We start from the raw sequence: 19,251 nt of genomic DNA, 5'->3' as shown, positions 1-19,251 counted from the left end.
TTCGGTTCCCTTACTGGGTGGGCGCCTGAGCAGCGAACTGCCGGGGCGACACGATGGACACCATTTGCCGATCCAGTTCCAGCATATCTGCCATGATGTGGCCGCCCTCGCGGATGACAAAATCGAGCTCGTCATCGGTGGTGTCCAGATCGGCGGCCTGCTGATCCTGCCAGTCCTCGAGGTCTTCCAGGGATGCAAACGGCTCTTCGCCGCGCAGCTCACGGCGCGCATTGGCGATAGTCAGCCGGGTCCGCTCGATCTGCTCGTGCTGGGTCTTGCGGTTGTCGAAGTTCAGACTGACGGAATCCATTTCCCGCTGCTCGTTCAGGAAGTCAATTTCCTGCTGCAGCAAACTGAACTCCGGGCTGGCCGAGAACCGTTCTTCGTGGCGCTTTCTCAATTCATCGATGATGCCGCTGAAGTCAAAATAGCGCTCGTGGGGGACGGCTTCGATCTGATCCCAGGGCAGGGCGTGGTCGAGGGCATCCTCACCGATACGGCTCTTGTCGATGCGGGACGGAATCTCGATGTCCGGAATCACCCCTTTATGCTGGGTGGAACCACCGGAAACCCGGTAGAACTTGGACTGGGTAATTTTCAGCTGGCCATGATTGAGCGGGCGAACCGCCTGGACCGTGCCCTTGCCAAAGGTTTGGGAACCCACCACGAGACCGCGGCCGTAATCCTGGATAGCGCCGGCAAAAATCTCCGAGGCCGAGGCGCTCATGCGGTTGGTCAGGACAACGAGGGGGCCATCATAGGCGACGGAAGGATCCTCGTCGTTGAGGACCTGAACGTCGTTATTGGCGTTGCGGATCTGGACGGTTGGGCCTTTGTCGATAAACAGGCCGACCAGGTCGTTGGCCTCATGCAGGGCGCCGCCGCCGTTGTTGCGAAGATCAATCACCAGGCCGTCGACACCGTCTTCCTCGAGCTCGGTAATCAGATTCCGGACATCCCGGGTTGTGCTCTTGTAGTTGGGATCACCCGCCTGCATGGCCTGGAAATCGGCGTAGAAGGTGGGGATGGTGATCACACCGACGGTGTAGTCAGTGCCGCTGCGCTCCAGCTCAATGACGTCCTTGCTGGCGCTCTGTTCTTCAAGCTTCACCTCGTCACGCTTGATGGCGATAGCCTTGGTGATGGTTTCGTCACTGGCGTTGGCCGGGATAACCTCGAGGGTGACGACCGAATTGCGCGGGCCCCGAATGAGGTCGACCACCTCGTCCAGACGCCAGCCAATGACATTGACCGGCTTCTCGTCACCCTGGGCAACCGAGACAATCCGGTCCGCTGGCTGGAGCTGGCCCTGCTTGGACGCCGGTCCACCAGGTACCAGGCGAACCACCTTGGTGAACTCATTATCGGATTGAAGAACGGCACCGATACCTTCCAGCGAAAGGCTCATGTTGATATTGAAATTTTCCGACGTCCGCGGGGAAAAATAGGAGGTATGCGGATCCCACATGCCGGTGAATGCATTCATATACGCCTGGAATGCGTCCTCGCTACGAGCTTGATAAGCCCGCTTTAACTGGCCCTCATACCGACGGAGAAGGTTGTCTTCGATGGTTTCGTCGTCAGTGCCGTTGAGGCGCTGCGCCAGCACCGCATTCTTGATTCGCTTCACCCAGAGGGCATCAAGTGCCTCTCTATTGGTCTCCCAGGAGGCTTCTGACCGATCCAGGAGAATGGTTTCATCCGTCCCGAAGTCGAGTTTGTCGATGCCGCCATTAATCAGGTTGAGGGCAAACTGGAGCCGTTCAATGATGCGTTGCTGAACCAGATTGTAGATATCGAAACCGGGCTGGAGCTGGCCGGTCTTCAGCGCCGCCCCCAGTTGTGTTCGTACCCGGTTGAATTTGTTGAGGTCTTCCTGGGTCAGGTAGATGCGTTGCCCGTCCAGGTATTCCAGATACGCATCGAATACATCCCCTGACAGCTCGTCACTGATGCCGAGATCGCGGAAGTGAGTGAACTGGAGCTGGCGGGCAATCAGGATATTGGCCCTGGCCTGATCAATGGTAGGCGCAACCGGTTCGTACACCAGAGAATCGTCCACCTTCGCGTTCAGTGCCAGGGGCGTCGAGACCAGCAGGGCAATGGTTAAAGCCTTGCAGAATCCTGTCCGGGCATATTTTGAGGGTGCGCAAGGGGCGACAATTCTTTCCGCGATGGTCATAAATGCATACCTGACGGTGCTGGGTGCAGGTTCGGTGGAGTTGAACCATGCTTTCCCGTTGGCGAATAAATTTATTGTAGGCAAGCGCTACCACCGTTGCCATAGGCAGCGCGTATCGGTTCGTGACAATCTGTCCATGAAATCGTCATGTGACGGTGGAATTATGACGGGGAAGGGCGGCATTGTGAGGGCCGGAGAGGCGTAGCCTCTCCGGCAAGTCGGGTCAGCAAAAGAGGGTGTTGGTTTCGGCTTTTTCCAGCAACAGCCTGGGCGGCGCGAAGCGGTCACCATGCTGTTCGGCCAGTTCTTTGGCGCGTTCGGTAAATGCCCGCACACCGTATTGGTTGATGAATTGGATGGCCCCGCCGGTCCAGGGAGCGAAACCGATACCGAAGATGCTGCCAATGTTGGCGTCTTCCACGGTGCGCAGCACGCCCTCCTCCAGGCAGCGAACGGTTTCAATGGCCTGGATAAAGAGGATCCGGTCTTTCAGGTCATGCAGTGCCACCGAAGACGCCTTGCTCGCATCCACGTACAGACGCTCCAGTTCAGGCCAGAGGTGTTTCTTGCCTTGCTCCGGGTAATCGTAGAAGCCTGCGCCGGCAGCCTTGCCCTTGCGGCCCTGCTCATTGACCATCTGGTCGATCACGGCCTCGGCAGGGTGCGGAATCCAGGTGCCGCCGGCAGCTTCGGTATCTTTTCTGCTCTGGTCGCGGATGTGTTGCATCAGGGTCATGCTGACTTCGTCGGAAATGGCCAGCGGACCGACAGGCATGCCCGAAAGCAGGCCGGCATTTTCAATGCTGGCCGGGTGAATGCCCTCGCCCAGCATGCAGATGCCCTCGTTCACAAACGTGCCGAATACCCGGGAGGTGAAGAAACCCCGGCTGTCGTTGACCACGATGGGAATCTTGCCAATCTGCTGCACATAGTCGAACGCGCGAGCAAGAGTGTCATCGGAGGTCTTTTCACCCACGATAATTTCCACCAGTTGCATCTTGTCCACGGGGGAGAAGAAATGCAGGCCGATGAAGTGATCGGGCCGGGCGGATGCTTCGGACAGCTGAGTGATGGGAATCGTCGAGGTGTTGGACGCGAAAATGCCATTTGACGCAAGTTTCGCTTCTGCTTCCTGGGTCACTTTCGCCTTCAGGCTGCTGTCCTCGAAGACCGCTTCGATGACCAGGTCGCAACCGTCGAGATCCTCGGCACTGTCGGTCGCCTTGATGCGGCTGAGAATTTCGGCTTTTTTCTCCTCGGTCATTCGGCCACGGCTGACTTTCTTTGCCAACAGTTTTTCCGAGTAACTTTTGCCTTTCTCGGCGTTCTCGACGGAAACGTCTTTCAGCACGACCTCAATCCCACGGGTGGCGGTGGAGTAGGCGATACCAGCGCCCATCATTCCCGCGCCCAGCACGCCAACCTTCCGGAACGTTTCTTTGTCTACGCCGTCAGGGCGGCTGCCGCCGGCCTTGATGGCATTTAACTGGAACCAGAAGGTGCCGGTCATGTTCTTCGCCACCTGACCAATCACCAGCTCCGCGAAATATCGGGTCTCGACCAGGCTGCCGTTGTCGAAGTCCACCTGCGCACCTTCAACTGCAGCCGAAAGAATGCGCTCAGGCGCTGGATAGCAACCCCGGGTTTTCTGCTTGAGCATGGCCGGGGCAATAGCCAGTTTCTGGGCCATGGCCGGATGGTGCGGCGCTCCCCCCGGAAATTTGAAGCCTTTCTGGTCCCAGGGTTGCTGGCACTTGGGGTTGGCATCGATAAAGGCCCGGGCCTTGGCCATCATTTCGTCCGGCGACTCGGCCAGCTCATCAACGATGCCTGCCTTGAGGGCGGCTTTCGGATTCACTTTCTTGCCTTCCATCAAATAGGGGAAGGCCGCCTCAAGGCCAATCATGCGCGGCAGGCGCTGGGTTCCGCCACCGCCGGGCAGCAATCCCAGGGTGACCTCGGGCAGGCCCAACTGAATGCTTTCTTCATTCAGCACAACGCGGTGATGGCAGGCCAGGGCGATCTCCAGCCCGCCGCCGAGCGCACTGCCGTTGATGGCAGCGACCACAGGCTTGCCGCTGGTCTCGAGGAAGCGCATGTCGCCTTTCAGGCCATTCACCATGTCTTCGAAGGTTTGGGCATCCTCGCGAGTGACCCTGTGCAGTTCGGTCAGGTCACCACCGGCAAAGAAGGTTTTCTTGGCGGAGGTAATGACGACACCACGAATGTTGGCCAGATCGGCTTTTACCCTGGTCACTGTATCAGTCAGCGCTTCGCGGAAGGCCGCGTTCATGGTGTTGGCGGATTGCCCGGGCATGTCGATGGTCAGGGTCAGAATCTGGTCTGAACCCAGGTCGTAACGGATAGCACTCATAATCGGTTCTCCTGTCAGAAAAAGGGTCGGGTTCAGACGCGTTCAATGATGGTGGCAATCCCCATGCCGCCGCCGACACAAAGGGTGGCGAGGCCATAACGCAGTTCCCGGCGTTCCAGCTCGTCCATCAGCGTGCCCAGAATCATGGCGCCCGTTGCGCCCAGCGGATGGCCCATGGCGATTGCACCGCCATTAACATTCACTTTCTCATCAGGAACCGACAACTCGCGCTGGAAGCGCATCACTACGGAAGCGAAGGCCTCGTTAACTTCGAACAGGTCAATCTGGTCGACGGTCATTCCGGCCTTTTCCAGGGCCTTGCGGGCCGCCGGAGCCGGACCGGTCAGCATGATGGTCGGGTCGGTGCTGGTGACGGCGGTGGCGACGATCCGGGCTCTCGGCTTGAGGCCCATGGCCTTGCCCTTCGCTTCACTGCCAATCAGCAGGGCGGTAGCGCCGTCTACAATTCCTGAGGAGTTGCCGGCGTGGTGAACGTGGTTGATCTTCTCCACGTAGTGGTATTTCTCCCGGGCCACTCCGTCAAAGCCCATTTCTCCCATCATCTGGAACGATGGTTTGAGGCCGGCCAGGGAGTCGATGGAGGCATTGCCCCGAACGTGCTCGTCCCGATCCAGGATGACCACGCCATTCTGATCGGTGACCGGAACGATGGATTTGGCAAAATGGCCGTTCTGCCAGGCGTTCGCGGCTTTTTGCTGGGACTTGACCGCGAATCCGTCGACGTCTTCCCGGCTGAAGCCTTCGATGGTGGCAATCAGGTCGGCGCCAATGCCCTGGGGCATGAACCCGGTGTGCAGATTGGTTTCCGGGTCCGTGGCCCAGGCGCCGCCGTCAGAGCCCATGGGGACGCGGGACATGGCCTCCACGCCGCCGGCAACCACCAGGTCCTCCCACCCGGATCGGACTTTCATGGCAGCCAGGTTGACGGCTTCCAGTCCGGAGGCACAGAAACGGTTGAGGGTGACGCCCGCCACCTTTTCATCCCAATCGGCGGCCAGCGCTGCGGTCTTGGCAATATCAGCGCCCTGGTCGCCAACAGCGGTTACACAGCCCATGACGATGTCATCAACCTGCGCCGTATCCAGGCTATTCCTCTCCTGCAGCGCTTTGAGTACGGTTGTCATCAGCGTGATGGGCTTGACGCTGTGAAGGGAACCGTCTTTTTTGCCGCGACCTCTCGGGGTGCGGACTGCATCGAAGATATACGCCTCGGTGGTCATTGTTTGTCCTCTGATGATGGTTGAGTCAGAAAATACTTCCGATGGCGTAACCATACCCGGTAGAAGGGACCCGGTGTAATGACGACGGCTGCCATTTGCATTGGCGAAACTGCTCAGTTGCCATGACAAGAAGCGGCGTGACTTCTATGGTTAAAGTAAGGCGCGCAAGTGTGGGAGGCAGAGTGATATGTCCCTCAGAGATGCCATCGACAATTTTTATGAGCGGCTGGTTCTGGATGCCATCGACGCCACCCGGGAGGATGCGGACAACGCGGATTACCTGACTGACGTGATGTGTGTCGCGCTGAACCACCTTCCGGCCCGGTACTACCGGCACGCGATCGATATGGTGTTCTTTTTGACCGATGAGGAATTAAAGGGCATGAAAGAAAAATCCCTGGCCGAGGTGCAGGCGGCCAGGGATTTTGTGAGGGAGCATCAAAGGAACTGAGATCCCGTGCCAGTCAGCCCGGAACCACGGCTGCCAGTGCATTGCTGAGGCGTTTGGCCAGGGCTTCGTCCGGTGATGCGTCTGCGGGCTGGAGGCACCAGCGTGCAACCAGTTTCTCCAGTTCCCGGAACTCGTTGCTGGCCGGCTCGGTCGAACCCATTCCCTCCGCCAGTCGCTGGACCTGAATCTCCATCCGGCGTTGTTGATCGAAATCCGGTGACGTAATCCCTCCAAGAATTTCGGCGCGAATGACCAGTTCACCGTGGTCGAGACTGTCTTGTCCGGCGGCCAGTTCCGGCCAGTGGCCGGGAACCTGCGCCGCGTCGGCTGGCCCCTCCAGGCGTGCCATCACCAGTGATTGCCAGTAACTGACATCCGCTCGCAATTGCTGTTCCGTCAGGGCCTGCTTTAGTCTTTGCTTCTCGCCTTGAACCTTGTCTTTCAAGGTGGCGGAAAGTGCCGAAACCTGAAGCTCATGCAGTTTGCTGAGGGCATCCGACAGGGTAGAACCGTCGTCCTCGCTGGACAGTTTCCGGCTTTCCTCGATCACCGGGGCTGCCGCTTCGTCGGCTGCCCGTGTCGCCTGCTGCTGTTCGTTTCGATGGGCATCGCGGCGAGCGAAGATCTGGTCACAGGCTTTGCGGAACGCCTGCCAGAGCTTGCGGTCTTCCCGGTGACGGGTGATGCCTATGGCCTGCCAGTCAGCCTGCAGGTTTTTCGCCTGATTCATCGCGTCTTGCAGCGGCTCATGATCGATCAACGCGTTTGCCTTGTCGACGATCTCCTGCTTCAGGGCCTCGTTCTTCTGCCGTTCCTGATCCAGGGGCGCCTCGAGCTTTTTCAGCAGGTCGTCAAAATGTTTCTGGACCTGCCGGTTCTCCCGAAACTCGACCGGCCAGGCTGCCTTCCATTCCTGGCGAGCGGTCAGGTGGATCTTTTCGGCGGCTTTCCAGTCAATGGTGGACCAGTCGGCGTGATTCAGGAACGTTTCCAGCTCCTCGCAAATGGCCTTGCGTTTTTCCAGGTTCGCGCGTTTGAGCCCTGATTTTGCCGAAAAATAGTCTTTGCAGGGCTCGTATGCCTTATCAGACGCCGCCTTGAAGCGGGTCCAGAGTGCGCGGTCCGAGGAGCCCCCCAGATTGCGCCATTCATTCTGGAGCTCCTTGATCCGTTCGGCCTTGGCTTCCGGTTCCATGGGTTGTTCCGCGAGGTACTCCATCTGTTCGCAAAGCTCAATCTGCTTGGGCTCGGTCGCAAATCCCAACCAGTCACTGAGTTCCCTGAGCTGGCCGTTCAGCAGCTGCATACGGGCCTGGAACGGTTTGCCATGGCGGCGATCAAGGGATTTGAACTGTTGTTGGACTGTCTTCAGAAGCTGCCTGGATTCCCTCAGCTGCTTTGCTTCAAGTGCCGCCTCCAGACTGGTCATAGATGCTTCCAGTTCGGCGGCAATGGCCTTCTGTTTTTCAAGGTCTTCCGTACTGGCCGGTTTTGACTGCTTGGGCTTTCCGGCCAGTTGTCGGACCGACTCGAGCAACGCCGGCATGGGAAAGTTCTCGGGCCAGTTGATCTCCCGGATCAGTTGCCTGGCCTGTTCGCGACGCTCATCGGCGCCGTCATCACCGGAGGCGTTAGCCGCTGTCAGCTCTGCAAGGGTGTCTTTTTCCTGGGTGGTACGGCGGACGGCGCTGATGTAATTGCGCAGGGACAACATGCTGGTCTCGTAGGCCTTTTGCTGTTGCCTGTCCACGGAGGTATCCCGTGTGGCTTCCAGCCAGCGGTTCTCCTGGGTTTTCTGGAGAGCATCCAGAGAGGCCAGCGAGGGCAGAGTCTCTGGCGACTGGGTCTTCAGGTCGTCCAGGGTGTTTGCAAGAAGGGCCAGGGTTTCCTCTCGCTGGAGTCGTTGCTCTTCTTGACGTTCCTCATCCGCCTGCGCTGACTGGACCGCCGCCAGACGTTCCTTGCAGCGGTGAACTGCCTCGAGAAAGCTTTGCGCCTGCTCCGCGTTGGCGTGGGCTTCTACCTCGGCCCACTGGCGGGTGAGGGCACCCAGTCGCGCTTCATAAAGCTTGGTGTCATCGCTTCGGGCCTGATCTTTGGCATGGTTGATCAGTGTGGTGATGGTTTGCGAAAGGCTCTCCAGCCGCGCCTGCTCTTCGCGGAGTTTCTGGAGTGCCTGTCGGACCGACTGGTAGACGCTTTTGTCCCGACCCTTGGCTTTTTTCTGGACCTGTTGGAGGCTCTCGGCATCTGTCAGTCGGCCCGCGGCTTCAAGACGAATATCGGCGGTAACACCCTCGACGGCCAATTCGGCGAGCCGGGCCTGCTCGGGCGAGCCTTTGAGCGTTTCCAGTTGAGCCTCCCTCAGGCTGGCACGCGTATCTTCCTGCGGGGCATCCGGTGCGGGCACTTCCTTGCGGACCTTTCCGGTCGCTTCTGGAGACTTGCGGGACTTGAAGAGTTTCTGGATGAATGCGGCCATAAAGGTATCCTTCGGGATTGAAACCAGTCCTCGGTGTCGGGCAAAGTTATCCGCCACCGGCCATCGGCTGCTCGTGTCGGCAAGCCGGGTACCGTTGCCGGGCATGCCGGCAAGAATGAATTCGGGGGCTAGTCTAGCGTTTTGTACGCGCACGCGGGAAGGGGCTGTATGACAAAACCGGAAAATCAGGACGATCAGGAATACAAGGCTCGTGCCGCCGCTCTCAGGCTTTTGGCCAGAAGGGAGCACAGTCGTCTGGAGCTGTCGTTGAAACTGCGCCAGCGAAAGATTGAAGCCGCCATTATCGAAGCGGTGCTGGACGACTATGAAGGCGAGGGCTGGTTGGACGACAACCGGTTCGCCGATGTCTATGCTCGCCAAAGAATGGATCTGGGCTATGGCCCATTACGCATACTGGGTGAGCTCCAGCAGCGCGGTGTGCACCATGCCCCCGAGTGCCTCACAGAGATGACTGAGGAAGACTGGTGTCGTCGCGCCGTGGCGCTCAGGGCGAAGCGCTTCGGGTTGTCAGACCTCGACGAGGATTGGGATGAAAAAGTGCGGCAGGCCCGGTTTCTGAATCGGAGAGGATTTTCGGCGGGTCAGGTGGAGCGGGCCCTGGAAACCCGCTCGCAAGACAGCTGAGTCTGCCGCGGCACAGTGCTAGAGGGTCGGGGGAATCATGCCCAGCTCGCGTGGCAGGCCGGCTCGCAGTTCCGGGTGGGCCTCTGCTTTTGGTGCGGAACCCGAACCCCGGGGCATGGAATCGAGGTTGACCAGCTCGCCCGGTTTTATCGCATCCGTCTGGTTACGCTCGGTTATCCGAGCGAGGACGTCGTAATAGCGGCGAATATTCTGCACGTACAACACCGGCTCATGACCACGAGCATATCCGAAGCGGGTTTTGGTGTACCACTCCTTCTGAGCCAGTAGCGGCAGGAATTCTTTTACATCCATCCAGCGATCCGGGCTCTTGCCGGCGCTCTCCGCGAGTCGTCGCGCGTCTTCCAGGTGGCCGAAACCAACGTTGTAGGAAGCGAGCGCAAACCAGGTCCGGTCCGGTTCCGGAATCCGGTCCGGGATTTTCTTGTGCACCATGCGAAAGTATTTGGCGCCGCCCTGGATGCTTTCCTCAGGGTCCAGCCTATTGTTGATGCCAATGTAGCTCGCGGTGTTCCGTGTCAGCATCATCAGGCCTCGAACGCCCGTTGGAGAAACAGCATTCGGGCGCCAATGCGACTCCTGGTAACCGATGGCCGCAAGCAGGCGCCAGTCTATCCCGAACTCGGCAGCATAATCCTGGAACAGTGATTCGTACTTTGGCAGGCGGTTTTCGACGTGGTGCATGAATGTCCGGGCACCGACGTAGTTCAGTTGGTCAAGGTGCCCATAAAAGCGTTCCGCAAGCTGTGCGAGTGTGCCGTCACTTTGCAGTTTTGTCAGGAACTGGTTGGCGGCATTGACCAGGGTGTCATCCTGGTCTGCTGGGAACAGCCATGCCAGTTCCTCTGGCTCTCCCACGTAGAAAGCATCTTTTACCTGGGGAAAGAATACGTGGTTGAGTTCCAGCTCGTTGGAGGAAACCGCCGCATAGGAGAATTCACCGCTTTCCACGCGCGCCAGAATGCCTGCCGGATCCAGACCGGGGTGCACCTGCCAGTCGAATCCGGATTCTTCACCCTCGAGCAAGTGTTCGTGATTGCTTTCTGCGACCAGATGAAGAGTCTGGCCCTCAAGGTCACTGAGGGAATCGGGGCGCGGTACATCCCGGTTGTACACCACCACAGACTGGGCGGCGATGCCGGTAGGCAGGACCTTGTACTGATCCGCCATACCCGGTTGGCCAGACAATCCGGCCAGCCCAATGTGGGCGTAGTTCCTGGAGAGTACGGAAAGGACTTCAGTGTTGTCTTCTGCCACGCGCACCCGAAGCTCAACTCCGAGCTCATCGGCAAACAGCTTTGCCAGCTCGTAGTCATAGCCAGTCGGCCCGTCCCGTCCCTCATAGTAAATGGAGGGCGCTTCGCGGGTGATCACATGCAGCACGTCCTCTGCGAGAACCTCCTGCAGTGTGCTTGGGCGCGAGCAGCCGGCAACTGCAACGACAGCACTGATCATGAGTGCCGCCTGAGTTGGCGCAGCCGCAAAAGCAGTCAGAATTCTGAACAAGTCCCTAGGCTCCGTTACCGCTGGATCGTCGGGATACGTCAGTAAGTGGGGAATGGACGCATCCGGTGTGTCACGAGCTGTGGCTTCCGCTTCCACATATATATGATCGTTGCTGCTGCTACGTTGGTCAATAAAGCTGGTTAATTAATATGCAAAACAATGTCAATTGTACAGGACGGAATTAAGGCGAGTGGCGCTGTATCCCGACCTCGCTTTCGAGTATCATGGCGGCCTTTCAAATTGCACCCAGACTTCCCCGTTTCGCGCGATACAGGTTGATATCATGCTTGAACTTCGCGGCGCTCCCGCGCTTTCGCCCTTCCGCTCCCGCAAACTGCATACCCGAATTCAGGACGTTGTACCTGAAGTCGAGCATGTGTATGCCGAGTTCATGCACTTTGTGGATCTGGAGGGCAGCCTTTCCGAATCCGATCAGGCGATTCTCGACCGGCTTCTGACCTACGGTCCGAGCGTCCAGGTGGAAGATCCCGATGGCGTCCTGTTCCTGGTCGTACCCCGACCGGGCACTTTGTCCCCGTGGTCGAGCAAGGCCACCGATATCGCACGGAACTGTGGTCTGCGCCAGATTCACCGCATTGAGCGCGGTACCGCCTTCTACGTCCGTGCCAATCGTAAACTGGGGCTGGCGCAGCGTGAAAAAATTGCCGCGTTGCTGCATGACCGCATGACCCAGAAAGTGTTCCATGAAATGGGTGGTGCTGAGTTGTTGTTCAGCCATGAGGAGCCCCGCCCACTTGGCCGCGTGCCGGTGCTGGCCGGCGGTCGCTCAGCGTTGGTGGAAGCTAACGCCCGGTTGGGCCTGGCCCTGGCGGACGATGAAATCGACTACCTGGTGAAATCGTTTACCGATCTTCAGCGTGACCCGACTGACGTTGAACTGATGATGTTTGCGCAGGCCAATTCGGAGCACTGCCGGCACAAGATCTTCAATGCGTCCTGGGATATCGACGGCGAAGGCCAGGAAAAATCGCTGTTTGCCATGATCCGCAACACCTTCGAAATGAACAGTGAAGGTGTGCTTTCGGCATACAAGGACAATGCTTCAGTCATTCGTGGCAGCCGTGGTGGTCGCTTCTACCCGGATCCGGATTCCGGTGTCTACGGGTACAACGAAGAAGACATCCACATCCTGATGAAGGTGGAAACCCACAATCACCCGACGGCCATTGCGCCGGCTTCGGGCTCGGCCACCGGTTCCGGTGGTGAGATCCGGGATGAGGGCGCCACCGGTCGCGGCTCCAAGCCCAAGGCGGGCCTGACCGGCTTCACTGTGTCGAACCTGAATCTGCCAGGCGATCCCCAGCCCTGGGAAATTGGATATGGCAAGCCTGAGCGGATAGCGTCCGCACTGGATATCATGATCGAGGGTCCCATTGGGGGGGCTTCTTTCAACAACGAATTCGGGCGACCCAATCTGGCCGGCTACTTCCGGACCTTCGAAGAGAAGGTGCCAGGACCGGCGGGAGAAGAAGTGCGCGGGTACCACAAGCCGATCATGATCGCGGGTGGCTTGGGGAACATCCGTGAGGAGCACGTCGAAAAAGGTAACATCCCGGTTGGTGCCAAATTGATCGTTCTGGGTGGCCCCTCCATGCTTATCGGATTGGGTGGCGGTGCCGCTTCCTCCATGGACTCGGGTTCAAGCAATGAGAACCTCGATTTTGCCTCGGTCCAGCGCGATAACCCGGAAATGGAGCGCCGTTGTCAGGAGGTGATCGACCGTTGCTGGCAGATGGGCGACCGTAACCCGATCTGTTTCATACACGACGTCGGTGCCGGCGGCTTGTCCAATGCCATGCCGGAACTGGTTAAAGACGGCGGGCGCGGGGGCAAGTTCGAGCTTCGGGACATCCCGAGCGACGAACCTGGCATGTCGCCTCTGGAGATCTGGTGCAACGAGTCCCAGGAGCGTTATGTCATGGCCGTTGCTCCGGAGAATCTGGAGCAATTCGACGCCCTGTGCCGTCGCGAGCGTTGCCCGTATGCCGTTATTGGCGAAGCGACCGAATCCCATCATCTCGAATTGGGCGATTCCTATTTCGACGACAAGCCGGTAGACCTGCCGATGGAAGTGCTGTTCGGTAAGCCACCGCGCATGCACCGCAGTGTGAGCCGCGCTTCCTTCACCAAGCCAATCTTCGATTCCACCAAGATTGATCTACACGATGCCATTCGCCGGGTCCTGCGTTTGCCGTCCGTAGGTTCCAAGAGCTTCCTTATTACAATCGGGGATCGCACCATCACTGGCCTGGTTGCCCGGGATCAGATGGTTGGCCCGTGGCAGGTGCCGGTCAGCGACGTTGCCGTCACCGCCAGTTCCTTTGATGTCCGTGCGGGTGAAGCCATGGCGATGGGTGAGCGCACGCCGGTTGCGGTGATTGATGCGCCGGCCTCGGGGCGTATGGCCGTGGGTGAAGTGGTGACCAACCTTGCAGCCGCAGCCATCGGCCAGCTTTCGGACATTCGTCTGTCGGCCAACTGGATGGCTGCGGCAGGGCACCCGGGCGAAGACGAGAACCTTTACGAGACCGTGCGTGCCGTGGGCATGGAACTCTGCCCGGCATTGGGTATTACGATCCCCGTGGGCAAGGACTCCATGTCCATGAAAACCATGTGGGAAGAGGACAGCGGCGAGCAGAAGAGTGTCACCGCGCCGTTGTCCCTGGTAATCAGCGGCTTTGCCCCTGTCATTGACGTGGCCCGGACGCTGACGCCGCAACTGGTAACCGACGCCGGTGAAACCGATCTGATCATGATTGACCTGGCGGCGGGCCAGAACCGACTCGGCGGCTCCGCGCTGGCTCAGGTATATCGGCAGGTGGGCGCCGTTGCACCGGATCTGGACGATCCCGAGGACATCAAGGCCTTCTTTGCGGTCATCCAGGGCCTGAACGCAGACTCCAAGCTGCTGGCTTACCATGACCGCTCAGACGGTGGCCTGTTCGTGACCCTGGCGGAAATGTGTTTTGCCGGCCATACCGGGGTTGATATCAAGCTGGACGGGCTGGCCGAGGATGGGTCCCAGTTCGCTCGGGAGTTGTTCAACGAGGAGCTGGGTGCCGTCATCCAGGTCCGTCGTGACGACACCAGGTTTGTTCTGCAGCAGTTTTCCGCCGCTGGCCTGGGCGATCACACCAGCGTAATCGGCACCCTGAACGACGACGATCAGTTGCGTCTGAGTTTCGAAGGGGAAACGGTGGTTGATGAATCACGGGTTTCCCTCCAGCGCCTGTGGGCCGAGACCAGTTACCGGGTCCAGTCGCTGCGGGACAACGCGCATTGCGCCCAGGAGGAATTCGACAATCTGCTGGATGCCTCCGATCCCGGGCTCAGTGCAGATCTGACCTACGACATCAATGACGACGTTGCCGCGCCCTACATCAGCAAGGGAGCCCGCCCGAAGGTAGCGGTTCTGCGTGAACAGGGCGTGAACGGTCAGGTCGAAATGGCTGCGGCGTTTGATCGTGCCGGCTTCGAATCCGTGGATGTTCACATGAGCGACCTGTTGTCCGGTCGCGTGACGCTGGAACGCTTCAACAGTCTCGTCGCCTGCGGCGGCTTCTCCTACGGTGATGTACTGGGAGCCGGCGAAGGCTGGGCCAAGTCAATCCTGTTCAGCGACCGGGTTCGCGACCAGTTTGCTGCCTTTTTCAACCGTCAGGACACCCTGACGCTTGGGGTGTGCAATGGCTGCCAGATGCTTTCCAACCTGCACGAACTGATTCCGGGCAGTGAAGGCTGGCCACGGTTTGTCCGCAACCAGTCCGAGCAGTTCGAGGCGCGCCTGGTGATGACCGAAGTGATGTCTTCACCATCGGCATTCCTTGATGGTATGGCGGGATCGCGCATGCCGATCGCGGTCGCCCATGGGGAGGGCCGGGTAGAGTTTGCGGGCGGAAGTTCGGCCGCAGGTCTGACCGAGAGCGAGTTGGTTGCCATTCGCTACGTGGACAACAAAGGCCAGGCCACGTCGCGCTATCCCTTCAACCCGAACGGGTCGGAGGGCGGCATTACCGGTGTTACCACTCGCGATGGCCGGGTCACGATCATGATGCCTCATCCCGAGCGGGTTTTCCGGGCGGTTCAGTACTCCTGGCATCCAGAAGGCTGGCAGGAAGATGGTCCCTGGATTCGTATGTTCAGGAATGCGAGGCGCTGGTTCGGTTAAGCCCCCTGGCTAAAAAGCCGGTCCTGGAAGGTGTCTGTTGAAGGCATTTTTCACGGCCGGCTTTTTTGTCTTTGGGCCCCCGGCTCTGGAGCGATTTTCAAGGGATAAAATTCGTAAAATAGGCAAAAATGAACTTGACTCAGTATTTTTATGCACATTCCTGGTGCTTCCCTGAGTGTTCTGTGTACAAAGAATGAGAAATTGGTTCAATTTTTGTTCTTTGCATATAAGCTATTGAAAAATATATACAAAAGTAATTGGGCGATTTTGTCGCCAATTTAACGGAAGTGCAGTGATTACGGGGGTGAGAGGCGTATTCCCCAAAACTTTCCCCAGAGTTATCCACAGATTCTGTGGGTAAGTTGCTAAGCCATTAATCTGTACAAAAAATATCCGCATTTGTGGAGGTTGGTTATGTACAAACTGTGCTATTTCGTACCCGAAACTCACCTTGAAAAGACCAAGCGCGCATTGTTTCAGGCTGGCGCCGGAAAAATCGGCGATTACGATTGTTGTGCCTGGCAGTGCGTCGGGCAGGGGCAATTTCGACCGCTGGAAGGCAGTGATCCGTTTCTGGGTAAAAAAGGCGCCCTGGAAGTTGTGGATGAGTACAAGGTCGAGCTGGTTTGCGACGACAGTGTGGTGGGGGAGGCCCTCAAAGCCCTCAAGCAGGCCCACCCCTATGAGGAGCCTGCCTACGAGGTCTACCGGATGGAGGCGATGTGATCACCGTCTGGCAGTGGAACCTGACATTGGATGGCGTATGTCCTGAACGTGTACTCCGAAGGACTCCTTGCGGAAGTCCTCGATAAACAGCTCGAGGGTTTTCCGGACCGTCGGGAACGACAGTTCATCCCAGGGAATGTCTTCGAGTTCAAATAATTGGGTTTCGAGCGATTCTTCGCCGGCACCGAATTGGCCATTCTTGAGGGTTGCCCGGTAAAACATGTGGACCTGGTTGATGTGTGGCACATCAATGATCGAATACAAGCCCTCTATATGCACTTCAGCGAGGGCTTCCTCCAGAGTTTCCCGGGCGGCCGCTTCGATGGTGGTCTCGGCGTTCTCCATAAACCCGGCAGGCAGAGTCCAGTATCCGTAACGTGGTTCGATGGCCCTGCGGCACAACAGGATTTTCCCGTTCCATACTGGAACCGTCCCGGCGACAATACGCGGGTTCTGGTAATGTATGGTTTCACAGCTGATGCATACATAGCGGTGGCGGTTGTCCCCCTCGGGGATGCGTTGTTCAACCGGATGGCCGCATGTGCTGCAGTACTTCATGTGATTCCCCGTATACTGGAAATTGGTTTGGTAGTCAGTTTAACCATCGTGGCTGCCTGTGTCTCATCCAACATTCTGAAGTTCCACGGAGCTACAATTTGCGTGATTTACTCGCCGAGCGTTTGGCTGGCTACGCACCCCGACAACTGGCGTTGGATTATCCCGAAGCCGGCATCCTTGTTCCGGTGACGGACGATCATCGTAACCCGGAAATGGTGTTTACGTTGAGATCCTCGAATCTGAGCACTCACCGGGGGCAGGTTGCCTATCCCGGGGGGAAGCGAGACCCCGGGGATCCATCTCTGGCGGCCACCGCTCTGAGGGAGACCCATGAAGAGATCGGTTTGCCACCAGAGCACGTCGAGGTAATTGCGCCTCTCAGTCAGGTGATGTCCCGCTACGGCATTTTGGTCACTCCTTATGTCGGAGTGATTCCGGTGGATCACCCTCTGGAGCCCAATCCGGATGAAATTGAGAGCGTATTTCGTGTACCCCTGTCGTTCTTTCACGAAGACCGTCGGGAGCGTACGGATGCGCTGAACTTCCTGAACCACACGTTCTATGTCCCCTGTTATCGTTGGGAGCGTTATCAGATATGGGGGTTATCGGCGGTGGTTCTGGTCGATTTTATGAACGCTGTGTACGATGCCGGTATCGATTTATTGGAACCGCCCCGAGGAGGCTGACATGTTTTACGAGCTGGACAACCGAACGCCTGTGCTGGAGGGAGAGGGTCAGTTTGTTGCCGAAAACGCGACAGTGATTGGCAGTGTGCGCCTGATGGAGAAGGCCAGTGTATGGTTCAACGTGGTCATTCGAGGTGACAATGAGCTGATCACCATCGGCCCGGAAAGCAATGTCCAGGATGGATCCGTTCTTCATACCGATCCCGGCATCCCGCTGACCCTTGGTCGAGGTGTGACCGTCGGTCACAAGGTGATGCTTCATGGTTGCGAGATTGGGGATTACAGCCTGATCGGAATCAACGCGGTTGTCCTTAATGGCGCGAAGATTGGAAAGCATTGCCTGATCGGCGCCAATACACTGATTCCGGAGGGGATGGAGATTCCGGACGGGTCGATGGTTGTGGGCTCCCCCGGCAAGATCAAGCGCGAACTGAACGACAGCCAGAAGAAGATGTTGGAAATGAGCGCGCAGCATTACGTGCAGAACGGTGCTCGGTACCAGGACAAGCTGAAAGTGTGTGAGCCCGAGCGATGAGCGTTGCAGATAAAGTTCGCTCGCCTTGCGTTCAGGTTTGCGCTCTTGATGAAAACGATATGTGCATCGGTTGTCAGCGCACTGGCGATGAGATTCTTCGCTGGACCCAGATGACCAATGAGGAGCGTAGGGAGGTTCTGCGCAAGGTTGCCATTCGCGAAGAAAAGGTAGCGCTATAGCGGCAGAAATGAGTAAACACGCCCAACCATAGACATTCAGGCAGACATCGACATGACAGAAGGCACCAGCACGGTTCGAATCGGCACCCCCCTCAAGCAGGGCGCATTCAAGGTATTGTTTTGTGGCTCCGGCGAGCTTGGCAAGGAAGTGGTTATCGAGTTGCAGCGCTACGGCGTGGAAGTGATTGCAGTCGATCGCTATGCCAATGCTCCAGCCATGCAGGTGGCCCATCGAAGCCATGTGATCGACATGCTGGATGCGGGTAACCTGCGCAGCATTATTGAGCAGGAGAGGCCGGATCTTATCGTTCCCGAGATCGAGGCGATTGCCACTCCCGAGCTGGTGAAGCTGGAGAACGAAGGCTATCGGGTCATACCGACCGCCCGAGCCGTGAACCTGACCATGAATCGTGAGGGCATACGCCGGCTTGCGGCTGAAGAGCTCGGATTGCCCGCCTCGCCGTACCGGTTTGCCGGGACGCGGGAGGAGTATCTGGCCGCCGTCGACGAAGTCGGGTTGCCCCTTGTCGTCAAGCCAGTGATGAGTTCCTCCGGTAAAGGGCAGAGCACTGTCACGTCCGGCTCGGATGTCGAGGCTGCCTGGGAGTATGCCCAGTCCGGTGGCCGGGCAGGCAAAGGCCGGGTCATCGTCGAAGGGTTTGTGGATTTCGACTATGAAATCACCTTGCTGACTGTTAAGCACCGTGATGGTGTTTCTTTTTGCGATCCTATTGGCCACCGGCAAGAGGATGGGGACTATCGGGAATCCTGGCAGCCGCAGCCGATGTCGGCCGCCGCCCTCGATCGGTCCATGGAGATTGCGAGGGCGGTAGTTGAGAATCTTGGCGGCTTTGGTCTTTATGGGGTGGAGCTGTTTGTTAAGGGAGATGACGTCTGGTTCTCTGAGGTGTCTCCGCGCCCACACGATACGGGGCTCGTTACCCTTATCTCCCAGGACCTGTCCGAATTCGCATTGCACGCCCGTGCGATCCTGGGTTTGCCGATTCCAATGATTCGGCAGAACGGCGCCTCGGCGTCGGCAGTCATTCTGCCGGAGGGAGAGTCGTCGGACGTCGCCTTCAGTGGCATCGAAAGCGCCCTGTCTGAACCGGATACCCAGTTGCGACTGTTTGGGAAGCCGGAACTGAAGGGCCGTCGCCGTATGGGTGTGGCGCTGGCACGCGGGGAGAGTATCGAGGAGGCCCGGGAAAAAGCTCGGCGTGCAGCGGCTGCGGTTAATGTAGAACTGTAGATCTTCTGCTCGTTTCAGGGCGTGCCTGATGGGGTCTTTTGATCGGGAAAATGACGGCTTTTGAAAAAACTTAAAACGAACCGTTGACACCTCTGAGCAGGTCTGTAGAATGCGCATCTCTTTCGAGGGGAACGCCACTGAGGCGGGCCAGAAATCGAAAGATAACCGTTTGAAAGTACTGAAGAAATCGAGTTTGAAAATTCTTCAGAAAGCGGTTGACAGAGAGG

The 19,251-nt window shown here is 58.1% G+C and carries 14 protein-coding genes; 8 read left to right on the top strand and 6 right to left on the bottom strand.

What is annotated here, in order from left to right; genetic code table 11:
- Positions 1 to 10 precede the first annotated feature (10 nt).
- The 3 genes from QQF73_RS14970 to QQF73_RS14960 form a co-directional block, all read right to left on the bottom strand.
- Positions 11 to 2,182: a carboxy terminal-processing peptidase gene (locus QQF73_RS14970; protein ID WP_219868164.1), complete on the bottom strand. Its 2,172-nt coding sequence runs from the start codon at positions 2,180 to 2,182 to the stop codon at positions 11 to 13.
- 223 nt (positions 2,183 to 2,405) lie between these two features.
- Entirely contained in the window at positions 2,406 to 4,556 is a 2,151-nt protein-coding gene (locus QQF73_RS14965; protein ID WP_219868163.1) for a 3-hydroxyacyl-CoA dehydrogenase NAD-binding domain-containing protein, read from the bottom strand.
- A gap of 32 nt (positions 4,557 to 4,588) precedes the next feature.
- Complete coding sequence (locus QQF73_RS14960) at positions 4,589 to 5,797, bottom strand: acetyl-CoA C-acetyltransferase (RefSeq protein ID WP_219868162.1); 1,209 nt, start codon at positions 5,795 to 5,797, stop codon at positions 4,589 to 4,591.
- A gap of 187 nt (positions 5,798 to 5,984) precedes the next feature.
- On the opposite strand from QQF73_RS14960, the gene QQF73_RS14955 reads away from it, so the two are divergent.
- A complete protein-coding gene (locus QQF73_RS14955; protein WP_219868161.1) occupies positions 5,985 to 6,248 on the top strand; it encodes a late competence development ComFB family protein in 264 nt (87 codons plus the stop codon).
- Positions 6,249 to 6,261: 13 nt separating this feature from the next.
- Here the strand turns inward: QQF73_RS14955 and QQF73_RS14950 are convergent, their stop codons facing one another.
- Positions 6,262 to 8,730: a DUF349 domain-containing protein gene (locus QQF73_RS14950; RefSeq protein WP_219868160.1), complete on the bottom strand. Its 2,469-nt coding sequence runs from the start codon at positions 8,728 to 8,730 to the stop codon at positions 6,262 to 6,264.
- A 168-nt stretch (positions 8,731 to 8,898) separates the two neighbouring features.
- On the opposite strand from QQF73_RS14950, the gene QQF73_RS14945 reads away from it, so the two are divergent.
- Positions 8,899 to 9,375 carry a regulatory protein RecX gene (locus tag QQF73_RS14945; RefSeq protein ID WP_219868159.1) on the top strand — a complete coding sequence of 159 codons (477 nt, stop codon included), beginning with the start codon at positions 8,899 to 8,901 and terminating at the stop codon, positions 9,373 to 9,375.
- 18 nt (positions 9,376 to 9,393) lie between these two features.
- Here the strand turns inward: QQF73_RS14945 and mltF are convergent, their stop codons facing one another.
- On the bottom strand, positions 9,394 to 10,848 hold the full coding sequence (gene mltF / locus QQF73_RS14940; RefSeq protein ID WP_219868158.1) for a membrane-bound lytic murein transglycosylase MltF: 1,455 nt from the start codon (positions 10,846 to 10,848) through the stop codon (positions 9,394 to 9,396).
- Positions 10,849 to 11,182: 334 nt separating this feature from the next.
- Here mltF and purL point away from each other — a divergent pair, with 334 nt between their 5' ends.
- Both purL and QQF73_RS14930 read left to right on the top strand, forming a co-directional pair.
- The gene (gene purL / locus QQF73_RS14935; protein WP_219868157.1) at positions 11,183 to 15,088 is read left to right on the top strand and encodes a phosphoribosylformylglycinamidine synthase; all 3,906 of its coding nucleotides are present in this window, start codon (positions 11,183 to 11,185) and stop codon (positions 15,086 to 15,088) included.
- A gap of 414 nt (positions 15,089 to 15,502) precedes the next feature.
- A complete protein-coding gene (locus QQF73_RS14930) occupies positions 15,503 to 15,814 on the top strand; it encodes a YqfO family protein (protein WP_219868156.1) in 312 nt (103 codons plus the stop codon).
- On the opposite strand, the gene QQF73_RS14925 is transcribed toward QQF73_RS14930, so the two are convergent.
- Positions 15,815 to 16,372 carry an NUDIX hydrolase gene (locus QQF73_RS14925; RefSeq protein ID WP_285368685.1) on the bottom strand — a complete coding sequence of 186 codons (558 nt, stop codon included), beginning with the start codon at positions 16,370 to 16,372 and terminating at the stop codon, positions 15,815 to 15,817.
- Between the two features lie 98 nt (positions 16,373 to 16,470).
- Between QQF73_RS14925 and QQF73_RS14920 the strand changes: the two genes are divergently transcribed.
- From QQF73_RS14920 to purT, 4 genes are read left to right on the top strand one after another with little or no spacing between them, the layout of a single operon-like run.
- Complete coding sequence (locus tag QQF73_RS14920) at positions 16,471 to 17,058, top strand: NUDIX hydrolase (protein WP_219868154.1); 588 nt, start codon at positions 16,471 to 16,473, stop codon at positions 17,056 to 17,058.
- Between the two features lies 1 nt (position 17,059).
- The gene (locus QQF73_RS14915) at positions 17,060 to 17,593 is read left to right on the top strand and encodes a gamma carbonic anhydrase family protein (RefSeq protein ID WP_219868153.1); all 534 of its coding nucleotides are present in this window, start codon (positions 17,060 to 17,062) and stop codon (positions 17,591 to 17,593) included.
- On the top strand, positions 17,590 to 17,772 hold the full coding sequence (locus tag QQF73_RS14910) for a DUF1289 domain-containing protein (RefSeq protein WP_219868152.1): 183 nt from the start codon (positions 17,590 to 17,592) through the stop codon (positions 17,770 to 17,772). The genes QQF73_RS14915 and QQF73_RS14910 overlap by 4 nt, the downstream gene beginning before the upstream one ends.
- 52 nt (positions 17,773 to 17,824) lie before the next feature.
- Positions 17,825 to 19,024 carry a formate-dependent phosphoribosylglycinamide formyltransferase gene (purT, locus tag QQF73_RS14905; RefSeq protein WP_219868151.1) on the top strand — a complete coding sequence of 400 codons (1,200 nt, stop codon included), beginning with the start codon at positions 17,825 to 17,827 and terminating at the stop codon, positions 19,022 to 19,024.
- Positions 19,025 to 19,251 lie beyond the last annotated feature (227 nt).

Source organism: Marinobacter albus (assembly GCF_030238305.1).
Classification (GTDB): Bacteria; Pseudomonadota; Gammaproteobacteria; order Pseudomonadales; family Oleiphilaceae; genus Marinobacter; species Marinobacter albus.
The sequence above is the reverse complement of the archived record's forward strand: the minus strand, read 5'-3'. Positions and strand labels throughout refer to the sequence as shown.

Coding starts and splice junctions, on each gene's coding strand:
- QQF73_RS14970 (WP_219868164.1), bottom strand. CDS start 2,182: ATGACCATCGCGGAAAGAATTGTCGCCCCTTGCGCACCCTCAAAATAT.
- QQF73_RS14965 (WP_219868163.1), bottom strand. CDS start 4,556: ATGAGTGCTATCCGTTACGACCTGGGTTCAGACCAGATTCTGACCCTG.
- QQF73_RS14960 (WP_219868162.1), bottom strand. CDS start 5,797: ATGACCACCGAGGCGTATATCTTCGATGCAGTCCGCACCCCGAGAGGT.
- QQF73_RS14955 (WP_219868161.1), top strand. CDS start 5,985: ATGTCCCTCAGAGATGCCATCGACAATTTTTATGAGCGGCTGGTTCTG.
- QQF73_RS14950 (WP_219868160.1), bottom strand. CDS start 8,730: ATGGCCGCATTCATCCAGAAACTCTTCAAGTCCCGCAAGTCTCCAGAA.
- QQF73_RS14945 (WP_219868159.1), top strand. CDS start 8,899: ATGACAAAACCGGAAAATCAGGACGATCAGGAATACAAGGCTCGTGCC.
- mltF (WP_219868158.1), bottom strand. CDS start 10,848: ATGATCAGTGCTGTCGTTGCAGTTGCCGGCTGCTCGCGCCCAAGCACA.
- purL (WP_219868157.1), top strand. CDS start 11,183: ATGCTTGAACTTCGCGGCGCTCCCGCGCTTTCGCCCTTCCGCTCCCGC.
- QQF73_RS14930 (WP_219868156.1), top strand. CDS start 15,503: ATGTACAAACTGTGCTATTTCGTACCCGAAACTCACCTTGAAAAGACC.
- QQF73_RS14925 (WP_285368685.1), bottom strand. CDS start 16,372: ATGAAGTACTGCAGCACATGCGGCCATCCGGTTGAACAACGCATCCCC.
- QQF73_RS14915 (WP_219868153.1), top strand. CDS start 17,060: ATGTTTTACGAGCTGGACAACCGAACGCCTGTGCTGGAGGGAGAGGGT.
- QQF73_RS14910 (WP_219868152.1), top strand. CDS start 17,590: ATGAGCGTTGCAGATAAAGTTCGCTCGCCTTGCGTTCAGGTTTGCGCT.
- purT (WP_219868151.1), top strand. CDS start 17,825: ATGACAGAAGGCACCAGCACGGTTCGAATCGGCACCCCCCTCAAGCAG.